19 protein-coding genes and 1 tRNA gene are annotated in these 20,407 nt (G+C 66.7%); 11 read left to right on the top strand and 9 right to left on the bottom strand.

All coding sequences use genetic code 11. The features are described from left to right. The first annotated feature begins 6 nt into the window (after nt 1-6). The 7 genes from PTQ19_RS02205 (at nt 7) to PTQ19_RS02235 (ending at nt 5,740) form a co-directional block, all read left to right on the top strand. Nucleotides 7-639, top strand: a complete 633-nt coding sequence (locus PTQ19_RS02205; RefSeq protein WP_274368282.1) for an amino acid deaminase — start codon at nt 7-9, stop codon at nt 637-639. Between the two features lie 80 nt (nt 640-719). Next, nucleotides 720-1,388, top strand: a complete 669-nt coding sequence (locus tag PTQ19_RS02210) for an HAD family hydrolase (RefSeq protein ID WP_274368283.1) — start codon at nt 720-722, stop codon at nt 1,386-1,388. Nucleotides 1,389-1,435: 47 nt separating this feature from the next. Further along, nucleotides 1,436-2,449, top strand: a complete 1,014-nt coding sequence (gene phnD / locus PTQ19_RS02215) for a phosphate/phosphite/phosphonate ABC transporter substrate-binding protein (RefSeq protein WP_274368284.1) — start codon at nt 1,436-1,438, stop codon at nt 2,447-2,449. 19 nt (nt 2,450-2,468) lie between these two features. After that, nucleotides 2,469-3,254: a phosphonate ABC transporter ATP-binding protein gene (phnC, locus tag PTQ19_RS02220; RefSeq protein WP_274368285.1), complete on the top strand. Its 786-nt coding sequence runs from the start codon at nt 2,469-2,471 to the stop codon at nt 3,252-3,254. Further along, nucleotides 3,251-4,090 carry a phosphonate ABC transporter, permease protein PhnE gene (gene phnE, locus PTQ19_RS02225; protein ID WP_274368286.1) on the top strand — a complete coding sequence of 280 codons (840 nt, stop codon included), beginning with the start codon at nt 3,251-3,253 and terminating at the stop codon, nt 4,088-4,090. The genes phnC and phnE (PTQ19_RS02225) overlap by 4 nt, the downstream gene beginning before the upstream one ends. Then, the gene (gene phnE / locus PTQ19_RS02230) at nt 4,087-4,905 is read left to right on the top strand and encodes a phosphonate ABC transporter, permease protein PhnE (protein ID WP_206550566.1); all 819 of its coding nucleotides are present in this window, start codon (nt 4,087-4,089) and stop codon (nt 4,903-4,905) included. The genes phnE (PTQ19_RS02225) and phnE (PTQ19_RS02230) overlap by 4 nt, the downstream gene beginning before the upstream one ends. Beyond that, a complete protein-coding gene (locus tag PTQ19_RS02235; RefSeq protein ID WP_274368287.1) occupies nt 4,883-5,740 on the top strand; it encodes a MurR/RpiR family transcriptional regulator in 858 nt (285 codons plus the stop codon). Before phnE (PTQ19_RS02230) ends, PTQ19_RS02235 begins: the two co-directional genes overlap by 23 nt. A gap of 19 nt (nt 5,741-5,759) precedes the next feature. Here PTQ19_RS02235 and PTQ19_RS02240 read toward each other — a convergent pair whose 3' ends face one another. The 5 genes from PTQ19_RS02240 to PTQ19_RS02260 all read right to left on the bottom strand — a co-directional run bounded on the left by PTQ19_RS02240 (nt 5,760) and on the right by PTQ19_RS02260 (nt 12,119). Beyond that, nucleotides 5,760-7,169, bottom strand: a complete 1,410-nt coding sequence (locus tag PTQ19_RS02240) for a rhamnulokinase (RefSeq protein WP_274368288.1) — start codon at nt 7,167-7,169, stop codon at nt 5,760-5,762. Next, nucleotides 7,166-9,202 carry a bifunctional aldolase/short-chain dehydrogenase gene (locus tag PTQ19_RS02245; protein WP_274368289.1) on the bottom strand — a complete coding sequence of 679 codons (2,037 nt, stop codon included), beginning with the start codon at nt 9,200-9,202 and terminating at the stop codon, nt 7,166-7,168. Before PTQ19_RS02245 ends, PTQ19_RS02240 begins: the two co-directional genes overlap by 4 nt. A 76-nt stretch (nt 9,203-9,278) precedes the next feature. Continuing rightward, on the bottom strand, nt 9,279-10,577 hold the full coding sequence (locus PTQ19_RS02250; RefSeq protein ID WP_274368290.1) for an MFS transporter: 1,299 nt from the start codon (nt 10,575-10,577) through the stop codon (nt 9,279-9,281). A 1-nt stretch (nt 10,578) separates the two neighbouring features. Further along, nucleotides 10,579-11,742, bottom strand: a complete 1,164-nt coding sequence (gene rhaI / locus PTQ19_RS02255) for an L-rhamnose isomerase (RefSeq protein ID WP_274368291.1) — start codon at nt 11,740-11,742, stop codon at nt 10,579-10,581. Then, nucleotides 11,739-12,119 (bottom strand): L-rhamnose mutarotase, encoded by a 381-nt coding sequence (locus PTQ19_RS02260; protein ID WP_274368292.1) that lies wholly within the window; start codon nt 12,117-12,119, stop codon nt 11,739-11,741. The genes rhaI and PTQ19_RS02260 overlap by 4 nt, the downstream gene beginning before the upstream one ends. Before the next feature lie 148 nt (nt 12,120-12,267). Here PTQ19_RS02260 and PTQ19_RS02265 point away from each other — a divergent pair, with 148 nt between their 5' ends. Further along, the gene (locus tag PTQ19_RS02265; RefSeq protein ID WP_274368293.1) at nt 12,268-13,281 is read left to right on the top strand and encodes a LacI family DNA-binding transcriptional regulator; all 1,014 of its coding nucleotides are present in this window, start codon (nt 12,268-12,270) and stop codon (nt 13,279-13,281) included. 57 nt (nt 13,282-13,338) lie between these two features. Continuing rightward, nucleotides 13,339-13,427: transfer RNA gene (locus tag PTQ19_RS02270), tRNA-Ser, on the top strand. 52 nt (nt 13,428-13,479) lie between these two features. On the opposite strand, the gene PTQ19_RS02275 is transcribed toward PTQ19_RS02270, so the two are convergent. Beyond that, nucleotides 13,480-14,331: an integrase core domain-containing protein gene (locus tag PTQ19_RS02275; RefSeq protein ID WP_274368294.1), complete on the bottom strand. Its 852-nt coding sequence runs from the start codon at nt 14,329-14,331 to the stop codon at nt 13,480-13,482. Nucleotides 14,332-15,032: 701 nt separating this feature from the next. Between PTQ19_RS02275 and PTQ19_RS02280 the strand changes: the two genes are divergently transcribed. Next, nucleotides 15,033-15,482 carry a hypothetical protein gene (locus PTQ19_RS02280; protein ID WP_274368295.1) on the top strand — a complete coding sequence of 150 codons (450 nt, stop codon included), beginning with the start codon at nt 15,033-15,035 and terminating at the stop codon, nt 15,480-15,482. Here the strand turns inward: PTQ19_RS02280 and PTQ19_RS02285 are convergent. From PTQ19_RS02285 to PTQ19_RS15355, 3 genes are all read right to left on the bottom strand, one after another. Continuing rightward, nucleotides 15,455-15,967 (bottom strand): hypothetical protein, encoded by a 513-nt coding sequence (locus tag PTQ19_RS02285; protein WP_274368296.1) that lies wholly within the window; start codon nt 15,965-15,967, stop codon nt 15,455-15,457. The genes PTQ19_RS02280 and PTQ19_RS02285 overlap by 28 nt on opposite strands. Next, entirely contained in the window at nt 15,964-16,560 is a 597-nt protein-coding gene (locus PTQ19_RS02290; RefSeq protein ID WP_274368297.1) for an RNA polymerase sigma factor, read from the bottom strand. The genes PTQ19_RS02285 and PTQ19_RS02290 overlap by 4 nt, the downstream gene beginning before the upstream one ends. A gap of 117 nt (nt 16,561-16,677) precedes the next feature. Further along, on the bottom strand, nt 16,678-17,052 hold the full coding sequence (locus tag PTQ19_RS15355) for a helix-turn-helix domain-containing protein (protein ID WP_425313170.1): 375 nt from the start codon (nt 17,050-17,052) through the stop codon (nt 16,678-16,680). A gap of 600 nt (nt 17,053-17,652) precedes the next feature. On the opposite strand from PTQ19_RS15355, the gene PTQ19_RS02295 reads away from it, so the two are divergent. Then, complete coding sequence (locus PTQ19_RS02295; RefSeq protein WP_274368298.1) at nt 17,653-20,373, top strand: LamG-like jellyroll fold domain-containing protein; 2,721 nt, start codon at nt 17,653-17,655, stop codon at nt 20,371-20,373. Nucleotides 20,374-20,407: the final 34 nt, after the last annotated feature.

Genomic DNA, 20,407 nt, shown 5'->3' on the forward strand with positions numbered 1-20,407 from the left:
ATCACCGTGCTGGACCCTGCTTCGTCGCGCCCTGAACTCGCACGGGCGCTGGCCTTCATCGCTGCCGACGCGCGACACGGACGCTTCGCCACCTGGGGGCTGTCGACGGTGATCGACGAGAACACCGGCGGACCCGTCATCGAGGTCGATGTGTTCGATGCGCTGCACGCCGCGGCCGGCATCGACGCGCACTACCCGGTCGGCAATGCGGGTGTGCTGCACGTGTACGGCTACTGGTTCTCTGAGGTGATGACGCCCTATGGGCGCAAGCGCGACCGGTGGCAGGACGGCGAGCTGGCGCTCGCCCTCGGTCATGCGCCGGATGCCTTTCATCTGAGCGATGTCGGCGCGACGACGCCTCTGCAGCGGGTCACCGCGGCTGCGCTGCCGTATCTCGAAGCGCCCGGCGACGGTGGGGTCGCGCGTGGTGATGTGCGCCTTGGCGGCCTGGACGCCCGTGTGGTGCTTGTGCGTGCGGACGCATCGTCCGTGCACGCGCTGATCTATGGCATCCGCGTCGAGGGGGTCTGGCGCCTGATCACGACGTTCCCTTTCTCCGGCGACGCGGATGCTGTCGTCGCGGAGTTCGTGGCGGAGCCGCGCCTGCGCTGGAATGCGGCCGCATCGGAGGGGGCGTAACCGAATGTTCACCTCCTAGTAGACGGTGCGTCCACAACTGCGGTCTAGTCTGGACGTACTGTCCAAACAAAGGAGCGCGTGTGACCCCCAGCATCATCTTCGACTTCGACGGCACCCTCGCCGTCGGCGACGGCCCCGTCCTCGCATACGCACGGTACGCCTCCGAAGCTGCTGCTGATGACTACCTGGCCCGCGTGCACGTCGAACTCGACAGGCACGCCCGGGGAGAGTCCGATCTGCGCGACGGCTACGACGTCGTCGGAACCCTCGCCCGCGCCGACGGTGTCGACGACGAGACGCTCAACGCCGCCTACGCCCACAGTCGCACCCGGCTGGGAACGGCGGATGCCCCCGTCTCGCCGGCCCCCGGCCTGCTCGAGCTGCTCGATGCGCTCGATCCCGGCATCCGCATCATCCTCGCCACCAACGCACCCGACCAGGGGGTGCGCGAACTGCTCGATGCCTGGGGCATCGCCGACCGGTTCGCCGCGCTGCATTTCACGGTCGGCAAGCCGGCCGGGCTCGAACCGATCCTGCGCGCGGCACTCGCCGACGGACCGGTGCTCTCGATCGGCGACATCTTCGCCTTCGATCTCGCGCCCGCCCAGGCCGTCGGCGCGGCGACGGCACTCGTCGGCGCCACCGCCGAGACCTCGCCCGAGTCGCCGACCATGCGCGGCACGACGCTCGAAGACATCGCACCTGCGATTCGTGCGTGGGCCGCCTCGGTGCTCACCCCCACAGCTTGACCCTCCCGCAGTACACACCCATCACCCCTCCTGAAAGGTATCTGCGCATGCGCAAGTCCATCGCCGCGGTCGGCGTCCTCGCCGCCGCCACCCTCGCACTCACCGGCTGCGGTGCTGCGGAGAGCACGGCTGACAGCACGAGCGGCGACGCCGCGTGGCCCGAAGAGATCACGATCTCGCTGGTGCCCTCGACCGAGAACGCCGACCTCGCCGAGGCGCTCGAGCCGCTGACCACCTACCTGAGCGACGAGCTCGGGGTCACGGTCAACGGTGTCGTCGCCGACAACTACGCCGCCACGGTCGAGGCGCTCGGTGCCGACCAGGCGCAGGTCATCATCACCGACGCCGGCTCGCTGTACCACTCGATCAACCAGTACGACGCGAAGCTGGTCCTGCGCGACGTGCGCTTCGGCGCCAGCTCGTACGCCTCGGTCGCGTTCACGAACAACCCCGACAAGTACTGCGACGACGAGCCGGTGATGGCCACGTACGCCGCCAACGACGTCGCCCTGAGCTACTGCAACGGCATCGAAGAGGCGGATGCTGCCGCGACCGGTACCGGCGCCGCAGGCCTCGACGCGCTGAAGAGCATCGACTCGGGCACCAAGGTCGCCCTGCAGGCGGCCACCTCGCCCGCCGGGTACCAGTACCCGATCGTGGCGATGCAGGATGCCGGTATCGACACCGACAAGGACATCACCCAGGTTCCCGTCGAGGGCAACAACAACGCCGTGCTCGCCGTCTACAACGGTGACGCCGAGGTGAGCTTCGGCTACTGGGACGCTCGTTCCAGCGTGCTCTCGGAGGCCCCCGACGTGGCCGAGAAGGTCGTCGCCTTCGCCTACACCGACATGATCCCCAACGGTGGTGTCGCCGTCAGCAGCTCGCTGCCCGACGACCTCGTCGCCCAGCTCACCGAGCTGATGGACGGTTACGTCGACTCGTCCGAGGAGGCCAAGCAGGTTATGAGCGACCTCGTCAGCCTGACCGACTGGACCGCCGAGACCAACCAGGACGAGATCGACCGCTACGGCGAGATCCTGCAGAAGTTCGCCAACTGATCACCCAGAGGACACATCCATGAACAGCTCCTGGCACGTAGCCCTTGACGGTGTCTCGGTCACGTATCCGAACGGCACCCGGGCACTCAAGGATGTGTCCTTGCGGATCGACGCGGGTGAGATGGTCTCGATCGTCGGTCTCTCCGGCTCGGGAAAATCCACCCTGATCCGCACGATCAACGGCCTCGTGCGGGCCACCGACGGCTCTGTCGCCGTGGGCCCGCACGAGGTCACCTCCCTGAGCGGACGCGGTCTGCGCGAACTGCGCGGCCACGTCGGCATGATCTTCCAGGGATTCAACCTGGCCGAACGCACCAGCGTCTACCAGAACGTGCTCGTCGGGCGCTTCGCGCACTCGCCGGCCTGGCGCAACCTGCTGGGGATGCCCTCGGCACACGACCGCGAACTCGCTCTCACAGCCCTCGACTCGGTGGGCATGCTCGAGAAGGCCTGGGCCCGCGGCGGTGCGCTCTCGGGCGGGCAGAAGCAGCGCGTGGCGATCGCCCGGGCACTCACGCAGGAGCCGAGCATCATGCTCGCCGACGAGCCCGTCGCCTCGCTCGACCCGCCCACGGCGCACGCGGTGATGAGTGATCTGCGCCGCATCAACCAGGAGCGCGGCCTGACGGTCATGGTCAACATCCACCTGATGGACCTCGCCCGTGAGTACACCACGCGCATGATCGGACTGCGCGGCGGCGAGATCGTCTACGACGGACCGGCGCACGAGGCGACCGACGCCGACTTCGAGCAGATCTACGGGCGTCCCATCCAGGTGCGCGACCAGTTGGGCGCCGCGGGATGAGCGCCCCCGCACCCGTGGTCGAGGCGCCCGCAGCAGTGAAGGTCGCGCCGGTGCTGCCACCGCGCCCGCGCAACGTGCGGCGCACGGTGCTGATCGTCACCGTGCTGGTCGCCTTCACCGTCGCCACGTGCATCCCGGCGATCGGCGGCGTCGAGATCGACCTCTCATCGATCACCAAGCACTGGCAGAACGGCGCCCAGAAGCTCGCGCAGCTGATGCAGCCCAACTTCGCCTTCCTGCCGCGCACGATCGAGCCGATGCTCGAGACGCTGCAGATGGCACTCGTGGGTGCGGTCATCGCGGCGTGCATCTCGGTGCCGCTGACCCTGTGGGCGTCCAAGCCCACCAACGGCAACCGGTTCGGCCGCACCGCGGTGCGCACCGTGATCAACGTGATCCGCTCGGTGCCCGACCTCGTCTACGCATCGGTGCTGGTGGCGATGGTGGGCGTCGGAGTGCTGCCCGGCATGATCACGCTCGTGCTGTTCGATATCGGCATCATCGTGAAGCTGGTCTCGGAGGCCATCGACTCGGCCGACCATGACTACATGGAGGCGGGCAAGGCCGCCGGTGGCACCCAGTTCCAGATCAACCGGGTCACCGCGCTGCCGCAGACTCTGCCGCTGTTCGCGAATCAGTGGCTCTACACCCTCGAACTCAACGTGCGCATCTCGGCGATCCTCGGATTCGTGGGTGCCGGCGGCATCGGTCGCATCCTCGACGAACGACGCGGCTTCTACGCCTACGGTGACGTGTCGGTGATCATCCTCGAGATCCTCGTCGTCGTCGTGCTGATCGAGCTGCTCTCGAACTTCCTGCGAAAGAAGCTGACATGACCGCGCTGAACGTTCCAGCCCGACCCTCGCGCCTGTGGCAGACGGTGGCCGCGGTGCTCGTGGGGCTCGTGATTCTCATCGCCGCGGCAGGGCTGCCGATCTCGTGGTCGGACATCCCGAAGATCCCCGAGAACGTCGCCAAGTACCTGGGATTGATGTTCGGTCCGCCCAACTGGGAGAAGCTGCCGCGGGCCCTGATGGAGATGTGGCGATCGATCTCGATGGCCTGGCTGGGCGCCATCATGTGCGTCGTGATCTCGATCCCGCTCGGCATCCTCGCCGCGCGCGGTGTGGGGCCCGCGTGGCTGCGGCTGTCGCTGCGTGGCGTGTTCGCGGTCATCCGCGCCGTGCCCGAGGTGATCATCGCCCTGATCCTGCTCACGGTCACCGGCCTCACCCCGTTCACTGGCATGCTGGCGCTGGGGATCGCCGGCATCGGTACGCAGGCGAAGTGGGTGTACGAGGCGATCGAATCGGCCGAGGAAGGGGCATCCGAGGCGGTGCGCGCGGCCGGCGGCACCACCGCCGAGGTGACGCGCTGGGCGCTGTGGCCGGCGGTCTCGCCGGCGCTGATGTCGTTCGCGCTGTACCGGTTCGAGATCAACATCCGCACCTCGGCGATCCTCGGAATGGTCGGCGCCGGTGGCATCGGCAGTATGCTCACCAACTACACGCAGTTCCGCGAATGGGACACTGTCGGCATGCTGCTGATCGTCATCGTCGTCGTCACGATGACCATCGATGCGATCTCCGGCGCAGTGCGTCGTCGGATCATGGAGGGAGCCCGTTCGAGTGAGCTGGCACGGAGCGTCTGACGCCTCACCATCGGCGCGGATCGCCGCGCTGCTGCCGTCGCTGCAACGGGGGGAGCGAAAGGTCGCCGACGCGATCCTCGCCGACCGCGACAGCACGGTCGAGCGCACGGCGCAGGACCTGGCGGATGCTGTCGGCGTCGGCCGCACCACGGTGATCCGGGCCGCGCAGTCACTCGGCTACGAGGGGTACCCGCAGTTGCGCGTCGCGCTCGCTCAGGAACTCGCGACCGAGAGCGTGCCGCTCGAAGAGGGCGACGGCACCATGGTCGGCGCGGTGCGCGCCGGGGTGGGACGCTTCGCCGCGAGACTGAGCAACACGGTTGCGGCGCTCAACGAAGACGACATGCTGCGGTTCCTGCAGCTTCTCGACCGATCGCAGCGCGTGCTCGTGATCGCCAATGGGCTCTCGGGCGCACTCGGCATCGACCTGGTGCTGCGCTTGAACTCGGCCGGGCGTCCGGCCGAGATGCTGCCCGACGCGCTGTCGCAGCAGATCTCGGCGCGGCAGCTCGGCGCCGGTTCGCTGTGCGTCGTCGTCTCGGGCTCCGGGGCGAACCGGGCCACGCTCGATGGCATGCGGGCCGCGCGCGCGAGTGGCGCCAACATCGTCGCGATCACATCGTTCGCGCGCTCGGCCGTCGCCGAGATCGCCGATGTGACCCTGGTGGTGCCGCCGATCAACGACACCTTCCAGGACGAACTCATCCACACGTCGCGGGCGGCGATGATGCTCGTGCTCGAACAGCTCGTCGAGCAGTTCATCGCCTACCGTGGCGAACGCGGCCGCGAGGCGCAGGCCACCTCGGTGTCGCTGCTCGGCGGCATCCTGGAGTGACGCGCCTCGCGTACCAGGGTCAGCGTGGGTCGTAGCGGTGCACGTCCGCCGTTGCCGCGACGAGCGCGCGGAGACCGGCGAGGTCGGCGGGAGCGGCACCGGCTGCGCGCGCCTGCACCAGCACGTTGCCGAGCGCCGTCGCCTCGACGGGGCCGGCGATGACGGGAACCCCTGATCTGTTGGCCGTCGCCTGGCACAGCAGGCGGTTGAGGGAACCGCCGCCGACGAGATGGATGCTGTCGACCGGGCGACCGGCCAGGGTCGCGGCGTCGGCGATGGCATCCGCAAAGGCCTGCGCAATCGATTCGACGATGGTGCGGACGAACGCCGCCCGCGACGACGGCGCGGCATCGCCGAGCAGTGCGCTGATGCGCGCGGGCATGTCGCCCGGAGCACTGAGCGATGGGTCGTTCGCATCGAACAGCGGCATCGCGCCGGCGGTCGCGGCGGCCTCTGCCAGCAGCGTTGGCAGGTCGATCGGGGCGCCGTCGGATGCCTCCCACTCGCGCAGCGTCTCGCTGAGCAGCCAGAGGCCCGTGACGTTGTGCAGAAAGCGGATGCGCCCGTCGACGCCGAGCTCATTGGTGAAGTTCGCGGCGCGGGCGGCGTCCGATACGACCGGTTCGGTGAGCTCCAGGCCGACCAGGCCCCACGTGCCGCACGAGATGTAGGCCGCGTGCGGCGTTGACAAGGGGGCCGCGGCGACGGCCGAAGCGGTGTCGTGCGAGGCGACGGCGACGACGGGAAGGTCGCGGCCGATCCGCGCCGCGAGCTCGGGGCGGACGCGACCGATCGTCTCACCCGGATCGACCAGGCTCGGCAGGACGCCGGCGGGAATGCCGAGGCGTTCTGCCAGCTCGAGATCCCACTGCGCATCGTCGACGCGCAGCAGCCCGGTGGTCGAGGCGTTCGTGCGCTCGGCGACCCGTCGTCCCGTGAGCAGGAAGGCGAGCAGGTCGGGCATGAGCAGCGCCGTGTCGGCGTCGCTCAGCGGGGCATCCGCCCGGTATTGGTAGAGCGTGTTGAACGGCAGGAACTGCAGACCGTTGCGACGGTAGAGCTCTTCGAAGGGGACGACCGCGTGTACCGCCTCGACGCCGCGCGCGGTGCGATCGTCGCGGTAGTGGAACGGTTCGGCCAGCAGATCGCCATCGTGCAGCAGACCGTAGTCGACCGCCCACGAGTCGATGCCGATGCTCTCGATCGTGGGCTCACGCCGCACGGCCTCGGCGAGTCCGTCGAGCACGTGCTCGTACAGGGCACCGAAGTCCCAGTGCAGGCCGTCGGCCCGCTGCACCGGTCCGTTCGAAAAACGCGTCACGAGTTCGAGATCGAGCGCGTCGGTGCCGACGCGCCCGATCATCACCCGTCCGCTCGTCGCGCCGAGGTCGACGGCGGCGAACGAGCGGACGGCTGCTGACGCCGTCATCGCAGGAATGCCGCCGCGACGCCCGAGTCGACGGGGATGTGCAGACCGGTCGTACGGCTCAGCTCGGGGCCGGTCAGCACGTACACGGCGTCGGCGACGTTCTCGGGAACGACCTCGCGCTTGAGGATGGTGCGGTTGGCGTAGAACTGGCCGAGGTCCTCTTCGGCGACGCCGTAGGTGGCAGCGCGGTTGGCGCCCCATCCGGAGGCGAAGATGCCCGACCCGCGAACGACGCCGTCGGGGTTGATGCCGTTGACGCGGATGCCGTGCTCGCCGAGTTCGACGGCGAGCAGTCGCACCTGGTGCGCCTGGTCGGCCTTGGTCGCCGAGTAGGCGATGTTGTTGGGGCCGGCGAAGACGGAGTTCTTCGACGAGATGTAGATGATGTCGCCGCCGAGCTGCTGAGCGATGAGGGCCTTCGCCGCGGCCTTCGACACCAGGAACGAGCCCTTGGCCATCACATCGTGCTGCAGATCCCAGTCCTTCTCGGTGGTCTCCAGCAGCGGCTTCGACAGTGACAGGCCGGCGTTGTTGACCACGAGGTCGACGCCACCGAACGCGAGCACGGCCTCATCGAGAGCCGCCTGGACGGCATCCGCATCGGCGACGTTCGCGGCGACGCCGATCGCGACATCGGTGCCGCCGAGTTCGGCGGCCGCGGCCTGCGCCTTGGCGAGGTCGAGGTCGGCGATCACGACGCAGGCGCCCTCGGCGGCCAGGCGCGTGGCGATGGCCTTGCCGATGCCCGAGGCTGCGCCGGTGACGAAGGCGATCCGGCCCTGGTGGCTCTTGGGCTTGGGCATCCGCTGCAGCTTGGCCTCTTCGAGCGCCCAGTACTCGATGCGGAACTTCTCAGCATCCGAGATCGGGGCGTACGTCGAGAGCGCCTCGGCGCCGCGCATGACATTGATGGCGTTGACGTAGAACTCACCCGCGACGCGAGCGGTCTGCTTGTTCGCGCCGTATGAGAACATTCCGACGCCGGGGATCAGCACGATCAGCGGGTCGGCGCCGCGGATCGCAGGGGAGTCAGCGGTCGCGTGCGCGTCGTAGTAGGCCTGGTAGTCGGCGCGGTACTCGGCGTGCAGCTCGTGCAGCCGTGCGATCTGCTCATCGACGGTGGCGGTCACCGGCAGGTCGAGGATCAGCGGCTTGACCTTGGTGCGCAGGAAGTGATCGGGGCAGCTGGTGCCAAGGGCGGCCAGCGCCGGGGCCTTCTCGGATGCCAGGAAGTCGAGCACCACGTCACCGTCGGTGAAGTGACCGACCATGGGCTTGTCGTGGCTGGCGATCCCGCGGATGGTGGGGGCGAGGGCAGCGGCGCGGGCGCGGCGTTCGGCGTCGGGCAGCGCGGTGAAACCGGCGCGCGCTGCACCGAACGGGGCGGGGCGTCCGTGCTCGGCGATGTAGGCCGCGGCGGTGTCGATGATCCACAGCGAGTTCGCCTCGGCCTCGTCCGAGGTGTCGCCCCAGGCGGTGATGCCGTGCCCGCCGAGGATTGTGCCGATCGCCTGCGGGTTCTGCTTCTTGATCTCGGCGATGTCGAGACCGAGCTGGAAGCCGGGGCGTCGCCACGGCACCCACACGACCTTGTCGCCGAAGATCTTCGCGGTCAGCGCTTCGCCGTCGGCCGCGGTCGCGATCGCGATGCCCGAGTCGGGATGCAGGTGGTCGACGTGCGCGGCATCGACCAGTCCGTGCATGGCCGTGTCGATCGACGGCGCTGCACCGCCCTTGCCGTGCAGGCAGAAGTCGAACGCGGCGACCATCTCGTCTTCGCGGTCGATGCCGGGGTAGACGTCGACGAGCGCGCGCATGCGGTCGAGGCGCAGTACTGCCAGCCCCTGTTCGGTGAGCGTTCCCAGATCGCCCCCGGACCCCTTCACCCACATCAGCTCGACCGGCTGTCCGGTGACCGGGTCGGTGTCGACGCCCTTGGCCGAGGTGTTTCCCCCGGCGTAGTTGGTGTTCTTCGGATCGGCACCGAGGCGGTTCGACCGTGCGATCAGTGCGGCGGGGGTGGGGGTGGTCATGCGGGGTCCTTTGAGGATGCGGTGGTGAGAAGGATGAGGGCGAGGGGGCGGCGTGGCGCCCGCCCCCTCGTGGTGATCAGCGTGCGGTGGCCACCGGCTCGCCGTAGCGCTCGCGCTCGATCTCGTCGAGCGACTTGCCTTCGGTCTTGGGCGCCCAGATCGTGCCGATCAGCAGAGCGGCGACCAGCAGACCGATGATGAGCAGGCCGAGCTTGCCGAGGCCCATCGACTCCAGCAGCACGGGGAACACCAGGCTGAGCAGGCCGACCATGACGCGGGCGAGCATGAAGAGCATGCCCTGGGCGCTGGCGCGGTAGCGGGTCGCGAACAGTTCAGCCGTCCACAGGCCGTAGAAGGCCTGCGCGCCGACACCGGCCGAGATACCCCAGGCGGTGGCGAAGAACAGCAGCGAGAACATTCCGGGAGGGGCGTAGATCAGCACGATCCAGGCGATGACGCCCAGCAGCGCGCCGCCGAAGTACAGCCAGCGACGGCTGACCTTGTCGCCGTAGCGCATGAAGCCGAAGTAGGTGGCTGCGGCCGTCAGCGACCAGACGAGTACCTGCAGCAGGTTCTGCTGCGTGGCATCCTCGAGCCCGGCCGCCTCGTAGACGCGCGGCTGGAAGATACCGGCCTGCCCGGCGACGGTGTTCCACAGGCCGTACACGCCGAGCAAGAAGGCCAGTGCGCCGAGGTTCTTCTTGTTCGACAGCAGTCCGCCGATGCCCGAGAACAGCGACACCTTCTGGCCGCTGGCACGTTCGGCCTCGCGCTGCTCCTTCCAACGGCGCGACTCGGGGAGTCCGCGACGCACCCACCACGTGATCGCGGCGATGACGAAGAGGTGGAAGAAGATCAGACGCGCGCCGACGATGCCGAGCGGGCCGACGATCACGGCGAGCAGGAAGCCCACGGCCGGGCCGATCGACCAGGCCAGCTGGGCCGTGCCCACGTGTGCGGCGCGCTGCTCGCTGGGGGCCTCTTCGGCGATGTAGGTCCACGAAGCGGGCACGCCCGCACCGACCGAGATGCCCATCATGATCACGCCGATGAGCAGCATGGTGAAGTTCGTCGAGAACGTCACCACCAGTGCACCGGCCATGAACAGGATGAGGTCGTAAGTGTAGATGAACTTGCGGCCGAGGCGGTCGCAGAGCGGACCGCCGATGGCGGCACCGATCGCGGCGCCGAACGCGTTGGCGCTGAGGGCCGCGACGAGACCGACGGCGGCGTTGTCGAAGCCGAACTCGGCCTGCCACAGCGTCAGGCTGGTGGCGAGGGCGATGATGGCGCCCGCTTCGATGTAGTTCGACATGGCGACGGCGATGGTCGCCTTCCAGGCCGTGAGCGGCCGGCGAATGGAGGTGGTGGTCATGTCAGGCTCCCCATCCTGCCTGGGTTCCGCCGACGCGATCGGCGGCGATCTTCTGCTGGTATCCGGATGCGGCGTACGCGGCCATCGGGTCGGCTGCCAGTCCCCGCGACTCACGCCACTCGGCCAGTGCCGGGCGGACGTCCGTGTAGAACGCGTCCATGAAGACGGCGTTGGCGGCGAGCACATCGCCGCTCTTCTGGGCACTGCTCAGCGCGTCGCGGTCGACGAGCAGGGCGCGCGCGGTCATCTCTTGCACGTTGAGCACCGAGCGGATCTGACCGGGGATCTTGTCTTCGACGTTGTGGCACTGGTCGAGCATGAACGCCACATCGGGGTTGTTCAGCCCGCCGCCGCGCACCACCTCGAACAGGATGCGGAACAGCTGGAACGGGTCGGCCGCGCCCACGATCAGGTCGTCGTCGGCGTAGAAGCGCGAGTTGAAGTCGAACGAGCCGAGCTTGCCGAGGCGCAGCAGCTGCATGACGATGAACTCGACGTTTGTGCCGGGCGCGTGGTGGCCGGTGTCGAGGCAGACCATGGCCTTGTCGCCGAGAGAGGCGACCTGCGCGTAGCTGGTGCCCCAGTCGGGAACATCGGTGTGATAGAACGCCGGTTCGAAGAACTTGTACTCCAGAACCATGCGCTGCTCGGCGCCGAGACGGGCGTAGATCTTCTCGAGGGAGTCCTGCAGGCGATCCTGGCGGCCGCGCATGTCTGCCTGGCCGGGGTAGTTCGACCCGTCGGCGAGCCAGATCTTGAGGTCGCGGCTGCCGGTGGCATCCATCACATCGATGCATGCGAGGTGGTGATCGATCGCCTTCTGGCGAATCGCCGCGTCTTCGTGCGTCAGCGCACCGAACTTGTAGTCGTCGTCCTGGAAGGTGTTCGAGTTGACGGTTCCGAGTGCGACGCCGTGGTCTTCGGCGTGCGTGCGCAGGGCGTCGAAGTCGCACATGTCCCACGGAATGTGCAGTGCGACGACCGGGGCGAGCGCGGTGTGCTTGTGCACCTGTGCGGCATCCGCGATCTTCTCGAAGGGGTCGCGCGGGGTGCCGGGCGTGCCGAACACCTTGAAGCGGGTACCGGAGTTGCCGAACGCCCACGAGGGGAGTTCGATCGACTGCCGCTCGAGCTGAGAGCGGATGTCGGGTGTGAGGATGCTCACGATGGACTGCTTTCGTTGTCGGGGGTGGATGCGGGAACGTCGGATGCCGAGGCGAGCTGGGCGTCCAGATTGAAGACTTCGGGCAGGCGCGTCGCGGCCTGGTCGGGACGACCGTCGAGCTCGATGAAGAACCGGCTCATCTCGGCCTCCCAGCGCGTCGCGATGGGGGAATCGGCGAGGTAGGCCTGCGCGGCTTCGTCGTCGTCGGTCTCGTAGTAGCCGAAGAGGCGGCCGCCGTCGCCGAGGAAGAGCGAGTAGTTGCGGCGGCCGGATGCGGCGATCTCGGCGAGCATCTCGGGCCAGACCGGCGAATGGCGCTCGAGGTACTCGTCGAGCAGTTCAGGGCGCACCTGCAGTTGGAAGGCGACGCGGGGCATGGGTGAATCTCCTCGTTGAGTCCGGCGTGTCTGAATCGTTTCAGAGCACTCTAGGTGCCCGTATCGGGGAAGTCAAAACCGTTGTGCGCGGCGGGTGGAAAGCCTGTCGAGTAGCGTGTGGGGAGGCCGCGGTGGAGGGGGAAGACGGATGGCAGTGGGCGTGAAGGATGTTGCCGTTGCGGCCGGCGTCTCGGTGGGGACCGTCTCGAACGTGCTCAATCGGCCCGAGCTGGTCTCGCCTCGCACGGCTGAGCGCGTGCAGCGGGTCATCGACGAGCTCGGGTTCGTTCGCAACGACGCGGCACGCCAGTTGCGCGCGGGGCGCAGTCGCAGCATCGGCCTCGTCGTGCCCGACATCGGCAACCCGTTCTTCGCCGAGGTCGCCCGCGGGGCTGAGGACCGCGCCGCCGAAGCAGGGATGACCGTGCTGTTGGGCAACAGCGACGAGAGCGATCAGCGACAGGGCGCCTACCTCGACCTGTTCCTCGAGCAGCGCGTCAACGGAGTGCTGCTGACGCCGGCATCCGACGATCTCGCCGTGCTGCACCGCCTCGATGCCGGGGGTATGGCGGCCGTGCTCGTCGACCGTGAGGATCGTGGTGGCGCATTTCCGTCGGTGTCGGTCGACGACGTCGAGGGTGGTCGACTTGCTGCGGCGCATCTGCTCGCCGCCGGCCGTCGGCGCCTCGCGTTCGTCGGCGGACCGTCGTCGGTGCGGCAGGTCGCTGACCGATTGCAGGGTGCGCGTGACGCCGTGGCCGAGGTCGACGATGCAGTGCTGGAGGTGATCGAGCGCCCGTCGCTGACGGTGCTGCAGGGGCGCGCTGCTGGAGAGGCGCTCGTGGCGCGGGATGCTGCGGATCGGCCGGATGCCATGTTCGCGGCGAACGACCTGCTCGCGGTCGGATTGCTGCAGGCTCTGAGCTTCGGGTCGCAGGTGCGGGTGCCCGACGACATCGCCCTGGTGGGATACGACGACATCGACTTCGCTGCGGCTGCCGTCGTGCCCCTGAGTTCGGTGCGTCAGCCTGCCCGCCTGATCGGCTGGACCGCCGTTGACCTGCTGCTGAAGGAACTCGAAGCTCCGGGTAGCGCTGGCAGTGTGCGCTTTCGGCCCGAGCTGATCGCTCGTTCGTCGAGTGCCGCGGTGCTCGATTCGTGACTGGCCCGGCGAACCGTTATGATGGCTAGGCGCGTCCACTCTTCGGAACGGACGCACGGAGACGTCGCATAGTCAGGCCTAGTGCACCACCCTGCTAAGGTGGAGTCCTCGCAAGGGGACCGAGGGTTCAAATCCCTCCGTCTCCGCGGTGTGATGTCTCAGACATCGCGAACGGCTGAACCCCCGGTTTTCGGGGGTTCAGCCGTTTTTGCGTTGGTAGTTCTTGGTGGGGTCGAGGGTGAATTCTGCGATGAGTTCGCCGGTGTTCAGGGTGATGATGGTGGCGTTGCTGTTGTGGACGAGGCAGATGATCTCGGTTCGGGCGTGGGCGCGTCCGATGCCGAGGTGGAGGAGTCGTCCTGAGCGGCGCAGGGTGATTTTTCGGTCGTTGTCGATGGTGTCGTAGCGGACGCGCCAGATGTTTGGGTCGGCGGGTCGGGTGGGGGCCGCTTTCGGGATGAGCTCGTAGGCGAAGGCGGGTGTTCGGCGTCCGATGCCGCGGTGCGGGCGGGTGTTGTTGTAGTAGTCACGGAATGTGTCGAGCGTGGTTTGCAGTTGTGTCAGGGACGCGGCGGGATGTGCGTGGAGGTATTTCTTCAGGGTCTGCCAGAAGCGTTCGATCTTGCCTTGGGTGGTGGGATTGAAGGGCTTGCCGTTCTTCTGGGTGATCCCGAGGCCGGCGAGAAGGGTTTCGAAGCCGTTGCCGTTGCCGGCGCCGTCTCCGCGTCCGCGTCCGCCGCGGGCGAGGCGGGTGGTGTAGACCACGCCGTTATCGGTGAGGGTGACGTGGGTGAAGTCGGATTGCCAGAGCTCGTTAGGGCGGTCGGCGGCGAATCGGCGCCAGGATGAGCGGGGTCGTTTCTGGGGTTGCGGGCTGACCTTTCCGGTGGCGGTGAGGATACGCCAGATCGTGGTCCGGGACAGGCGGGTCTTCTCGCGTGAGAGGTGCGCGGCGATGGTGTCGGCTCCGGCGTCCAGTCCCCGCGCGGTGAGTTCGTCGCGCAGTGCGATTATCCGTAGGCGCACTGATTCTGGAGTGTGGTCACCCACATCCTTGCCGGAGGTCTTCTCTATGTCACGCGTTCACAACCTCCCGAGGAACTACAGCTAGCATTGCCGTTATCGCGCTCGTTCCTTCGACGGGCTCAAGATCTACGCGGGACTGCTGCACGGATAGGTGACAGTTCTAGTCACGCCGCCCGCGCGACGGTCGTGTTCATGATGGCATTAAGCGGCTGAGGCGGGACAGGCGGCCCTGGCGATCGGTTTGCGCGATCCAGCCTCATCGGAGCGGGCTCCGCAGGCGCGGTCACCACTCCGGGCCGACGGCGTTTCGCGCCGCGTACGAGGTTTGTCATCGAAGTCGGACGGGGACAGACTTGCGCGGCAGTTTCCTCTTTCCGGTCCCCTCAGAGCATTCAGACTAGGTGTGACCCGTCCCTGCACGATGCACGCCTCCAAGCGTAGGTTGTTGAGCGTCGTGAACTACAGAGAATGCGCCAAGTTGAGGTGGGAGGTTCCCCGTGTTTCCGGGGAACTGCGCGGGCGGTGCATTATTGCCAGGAACTACTCGATGGAGTCTGGACATACCGAAACGACCCCAATCCCTATCGGAGGAGCTTCCCATGCTCTGGCGTACCTTGTCCGCTTCCGCAGCGCTCGTTCTAGCGCTAGCAGTAATCCCCACGCCAGCTTTCGCATCGACGTCAGCTACAGGCGAGCCCGTGGCTTGCACTGTTGGTGGAGTCGCTGTGCCCGAAGGTGAAATGATGCCAGAGGCCGTCCCCACGGTCGTGTCCTGCTTTGACACCCTCGAGGAGGCCGAGCGGTTCATCGCGGATGGGGCGCCGGGCGATGTCGAGCAGCTTCAGCCGGCTGTGGGTCAGTCCGCGATGGCGGCGGCTGCGACGGTGACCATCGGCAAGGCGTGGACGGGGACGTCCCGCACCGGTTCGGTGCTTATTCACTGGGGCACTGGCACGGGATGCTATGGCGTTACGTATGGGTTCCCGAGTCTCGCGTCCAGCTGGAACAACAACATCCGCTCCGCGGAAGGTGTTAGCAATTGCTGGTCATCGCAGTACGACGGCGCGAACTATGCCGGAACTGTGCTGACCTGCGCACCGTACTGCTCCACTTTGGGTTCGATGGCAGCCAAGACCTCGTCCATCGTCTACCGCCCCAAAGGCACGTTCGGTTGATGAGGGTGCAGCTTGAGGACCGAGCACTCGATAAGCCCCGGGGCCACAGCGGCCTCGCCGTCGTCTGTGACGCAGATGGTGAACTCTTGGGGCGCGACCCCTGGCGCCGGACTCGGTGACAACGGATCGGTTTCGCCGAACGCGCCAGACTCCCACATCTGAGTACATACAGCTTCGGCATCCTCGATGGCGACGACGCCGTCTGGCGTGGCAATACTGACCGCCGCGCCGGACAGCGTCCCGTCGGCGTTGAGCCGAGGACGCTCCATGCAGTGCACAATGCTGGTTTCGTTGACAGGGCGCTCTTCGAGGATCACCACGGCGGCGACTCCCAGCCCGACGATAAGCAGTGCCCCGCTGGCAATGGAGAACCGGCCCCATAGCGTCTTCCACCAAGGGACGCGCGAGAGATCACGCCGCATCTGCTCGATGAGAAGGTCCTGCACCACGTCATGGTGAGGCATGCCGTCTGCCTTGCGGGTCATGCTCTCATCTCCGATGCTGTCGGCGCGAGGTGATCCAGTCTGCCGCGCAGTCGTGCCTTCACGCGTGACAGACGCGACTTCACTGTGCCCTCTGGGATGCCCAGCACGACGGCCGCCTCGGAGGTTGGCAGCTCGCGAACGATGCAGAGCATGACGATGCCGGCCTCCCGCTGGTTCAGCTCCAAGAGAGCCTGTTGTATTTGAGCGGATATCTCTAGCGTGTCCATCGCCCGTGCCACATTGTCCGCATGATCAGATACGTCCTCGTCATGTGGAATTCGATTCAGGAGGCGCTGGTAGCGGCGGCGAGCTCGAAGACTGTTCTTCGCCACGTAGGAGGTCGTAGCCAGCAGCCACGGAAGCACGGACCCATCGACGACTCGGACCTTGTCGCGCTTTCGCCAGAGCTCGAAGAACGCCGTCGCAGCGACTTCTTCTGCATCCCAAGTCGTTCGCATGAGAACAAGTGCGGCTCGGAAGACAGTTGCTTGATGTCTATCGTGTAACAGGCGGTATGCCGGTTCATCGCCGCGCGAGAGGCGGAAAAGGAGTTCTCCGTCACCCTGGGGGCCTTGGGCAGCAGCGTCCTGCACGATCTCACCTCGAACTCACGGCCGGCGTGACAGCCCGACCACTCCTACGAAGTCTAGATCCTTGTAGTCCCCCCTGGAACGCCGCGGCATGTACGCGGCTACCGGGGCCAGTGGAGCCTAGGCCGCCTGCGTCGGCGCGGGACTGATGCGGAGGACACTGGTGAAGTGAGCACGCGCCGCACGCGGACTGCGCTTCAAGTACCGGTGGCACTGCGCACGGAACGTCTCGTACGTCGAGTATCCACAACTGGTCACTATGTCGGACATCGGGACGGGGACGTTCAGTGCAGCGACGACGAGCACCTGCCGTAGACGCCGTCTCGCGAGGATCTCAGCAACACTGGCCCCCTCGACGAACGCTCTGTCCAGTTGGCGTCGCGACACATACAAGGTGCGGGCCAACCACGTCGGGCTGACGTGCGCATCACGATAATGCTCCTCGACCAACGCGAGGCATCTCTGGCGAAGTGTGTCGGAGTCGATAGCCCTCATATGACGATATGTCCGCCATCGAGCTAAAGGTTCCACATTTGCCAGGCCGGCAGGAGAGAACGCATGGCGCGAGAGCTGGTGCCGCCCTGTCGGATAACTTCCTGAGTGGGCCGGATCGGCTCGCTCGTGCCGTGGTCGCGGCCGCCGTGAATCAGAGAGAACTCCAGGTATCTGGACCGGTAGGGCTTGTGGTCGCAGTGATGGTCGTGGAGCGCGGCAATGCCGGCGCCACAGTGATGCGGACGCGCGAAGCTTCGTCAAGTGCAGGGATCTTGACGGCTTCTCGTCGCAAAGGAGGCGTCGTCGCGATGGGGATGGTAATGCCCACTCTCGTCTTGATGCGCTTCGCCGGGATGGGTGGACATGGTCGGGGCGGTGAATCAGCACAGAGTTTGTTCTTGGTTTGCTGAATGGCGCGCGAGTACGTTCCGACGCATGAGTCTTGTTTCAGGAATGGGGTCCGGTGACCGGCTCCGATGGGGTCTGCGTGCGGTGCTGGGGATCGCCTGCACTGGCGTACTGGTTGCGGGCGCAGTGGTTTCGGCGGGCGCGGCGACGGCGTCGCCGGCCGGTGCCATGCAGACGGCCGCGGGTCGTCAAGTGGCGACTGCAACCGCTGACCCTGACGCGGCCATTGCGGCGGCACAGGCCGAGGCGGAAGCGACCGGTGAGCCGGTCGTTGTTGACGAGATGACTTCACCCACCGAGCTCACTTCCGCGATGCCAGACGGAACGATGCAGTACGAGGTGGCGACGAGGCCTGTGCGCGCGGAGAAGGATGGTGCGTGGGTGCCAGTCGACACCGATCTCGTCCGCGACGGTGAGTGGCTGGTGCCGGAAGCATCTGCGGTGCCGGTGCGTTTCTCCACTGGAGGGTCGGATGCGCTGGCGCAGGTCCAGTCGGCCTCGGGCGATTGGGTGTCAGAAACATGGCCGTATGGTGACCTGCCGACCCCGACCGTCGAAGGCGATACGGCGACCTACGAGGCCGTGTTCCCCGGCGTCGATCTAAAGCTCGCGGCAACGAAGACGGGCATGGCATCGATCTACGTGGTGTGGTCAGAGGAGGCAGCTCTTTCAGCGCCGCTGGAAAGCCTGCACGTTGCCATAGGCGGCGCAACGCTGACGAAGGATGCTGCAGGCACGGTCGTCGCCGATCCTGCCGGCGCCGCCACTCCGAATGATGCGGACCTGGTGGCCGGTCAGCCGTTGTGGTGGGACTCTTCCGAAGGGGGAACGTACCGTGAGCCGGGTGGGGAAGCTCCGCCGATGCCGGTCGAGCACGAGGTCACGACGAACAGCGTCAAAATGGACATCGGCGAGTCTCTGGCGGCTGTGCAGGAGCGCGTGGAGGCGCCGACCGTGCAGTACCCGATCTTCGTGGACCCGGACTGGTCCTCGGGTGAATCGGCGTCTTGGTATACGGATGCGGCCTATCCGAACCAGTCCTACCTGAGCGCCGGTGTCTCTGACCGGTTGCGTGTGGGGATCTATCAGCAGTATCGATCCGACATGTTCTTCCAGGTGCCGATCAGCGGCCTGGCGGGCAAGCAGATCATCGCGGCGCATCTGAACACCCGACAGCTGAGCGTGAACGCGTGCGGCGCAAAGGCTATCGGCATCCACACGTTCGGTCCGAAGACCGCCGGGTTCACCTGGAACCAGGAGCAGTCGTGGAACGCCGCGGGCACGGCCGGGTGGAGTGGACCCCTGCAGGCGACGTGGACCGGACCGGATTGCGGGTCGGCAGCCCTGAACGTGAACTGGAATGTCACCAAGGGCGTGCAAGCGAAAGTCGGGGCATCGTTGATCCAATTCGCCGTCACCTACGCCGACCCGAATGCCCCCTCCCGCCGCCACTACAGCAGGGATGCGACGCTGAAAGTCAGCTACAATTCCCGCCCCAACGTTCCGACCGCACAGACGATGACCGCACCGCCGAGGCCTTGCGCCGCGACTGCCGCGACCGCAGTCGGGGTCCCCGGCCCACAGGTCACAGTCAGCGTGAAGTCCACCGACCCTGACGCGGGCAACGTCGGCACTGATTTCTACGTCTACAAGTCATCAGATCTGTCCAACCCCGTGCAGAAGGTGGCGCGGCCGGCGGTTGCGCAGGGGACGCAGAGCGGTACGTTCACGGGCCTGGCAGAGGGGCAGACCTACGCGTGGCGGGCGCTGGCGAACGATACCCGGCTGCAGAGCGGGTTCACGAGCTTCTGCTACTTCGTCGTCGATAATACGGCGCCGGCAGCACCGGGGCTGTCGACCAGCGCGACAACGTTCGAAGTCGGAAAGCCGGTCACGGTCAACCTGACGAGCGCTGCGGATGTGCTCGGGTACCAGTACTGGGTGCAGTACTCCGCTTTCGATTCAAATGCTGCGGCTCAGCCGAGCCCGGTGGCGATTGCTCGGACGGCAGCGATGCCGGACTGCAACAAGCGCTCGGGCGCGGTGCGTTTCGCGTGCAAGTCGGCGACGACCATCACGGTAGCGCCGACCGACTCATTCTCCACATTGTGGGTGTCAGCGTATGACCGCGCGGGCAATGTTTCGGTCGCCAAGGCGTTGCCGTTGTATCGAGTGTCGGACGGTACGCCTGCTGCTGTCGGTGCGGGAACGAGCAATGGCCATATGTGGTCGCTGTCGTCGGAGAGCAGCCCGCTACCGACGTCCATCTCGGACGCGAATCCGGGCGGTGGTGCAAGTGCCTTGTCGTTGTCCCTTCCGGCGTCTGTGGACAAGTCCGTGACGGATGTCGTGGACGCACAGCTCGGCGCGATTCCCGTGATCAAGGCGCAGAGTCGTGCTGCCGGCTCGACCATCGGAACCGGGTCGGCGCCTCTCAACGCGGAGAACAGCTTCACGGTGAGCCTGTGGGTCAAGCCCGACAACGCAACACGCAATCAGGTCATCATGTCGCAGGGGACAGCCGCTTCGGGGGTCGTGCAGTTGAAGCTGGCGGGTGGAAAGTACGCGTTCTGTATCACCGGGACCGCTGCATCCGGGGAGGATGCCACGCTCGTGTCAGGGTGTGCGACTGCTGCGTCGGCCGCAGTGAGCGGGAAGTGGGTGCTTCTCACGGGAATTCTGGACACTGCAAATCAGCAGCTACGGCTGGTGATTGGCGACAAGGCGACTCCGACGGCAGTCACCCCACACAAGGTCGGAAGTGGTGACTGGACGGCGAACAGTGCCCTCCAGCTTGCCCCGGATCCCGACAGCTCCCGCTTCTACGGGATGATCACCAATCCGGCAATCGTGCCGGCGGTGCTCACGTCCAACCAGCTGTACGAATTGAGCCAATTCGGTACCCCGTTCTGACTCACCATCCCATTCGATTCTTTCGTTCTTGAGA

Source organism: Microbacterium esteraromaticum, from assembly GCF_028747645.1.
In the GTDB taxonomy this organism is placed as follows: domain Bacteria; phylum Actinomycetota; class Actinomycetes; order Actinomycetales; family Microbacteriaceae; genus Microbacterium; species Microbacterium esteraromaticum_C.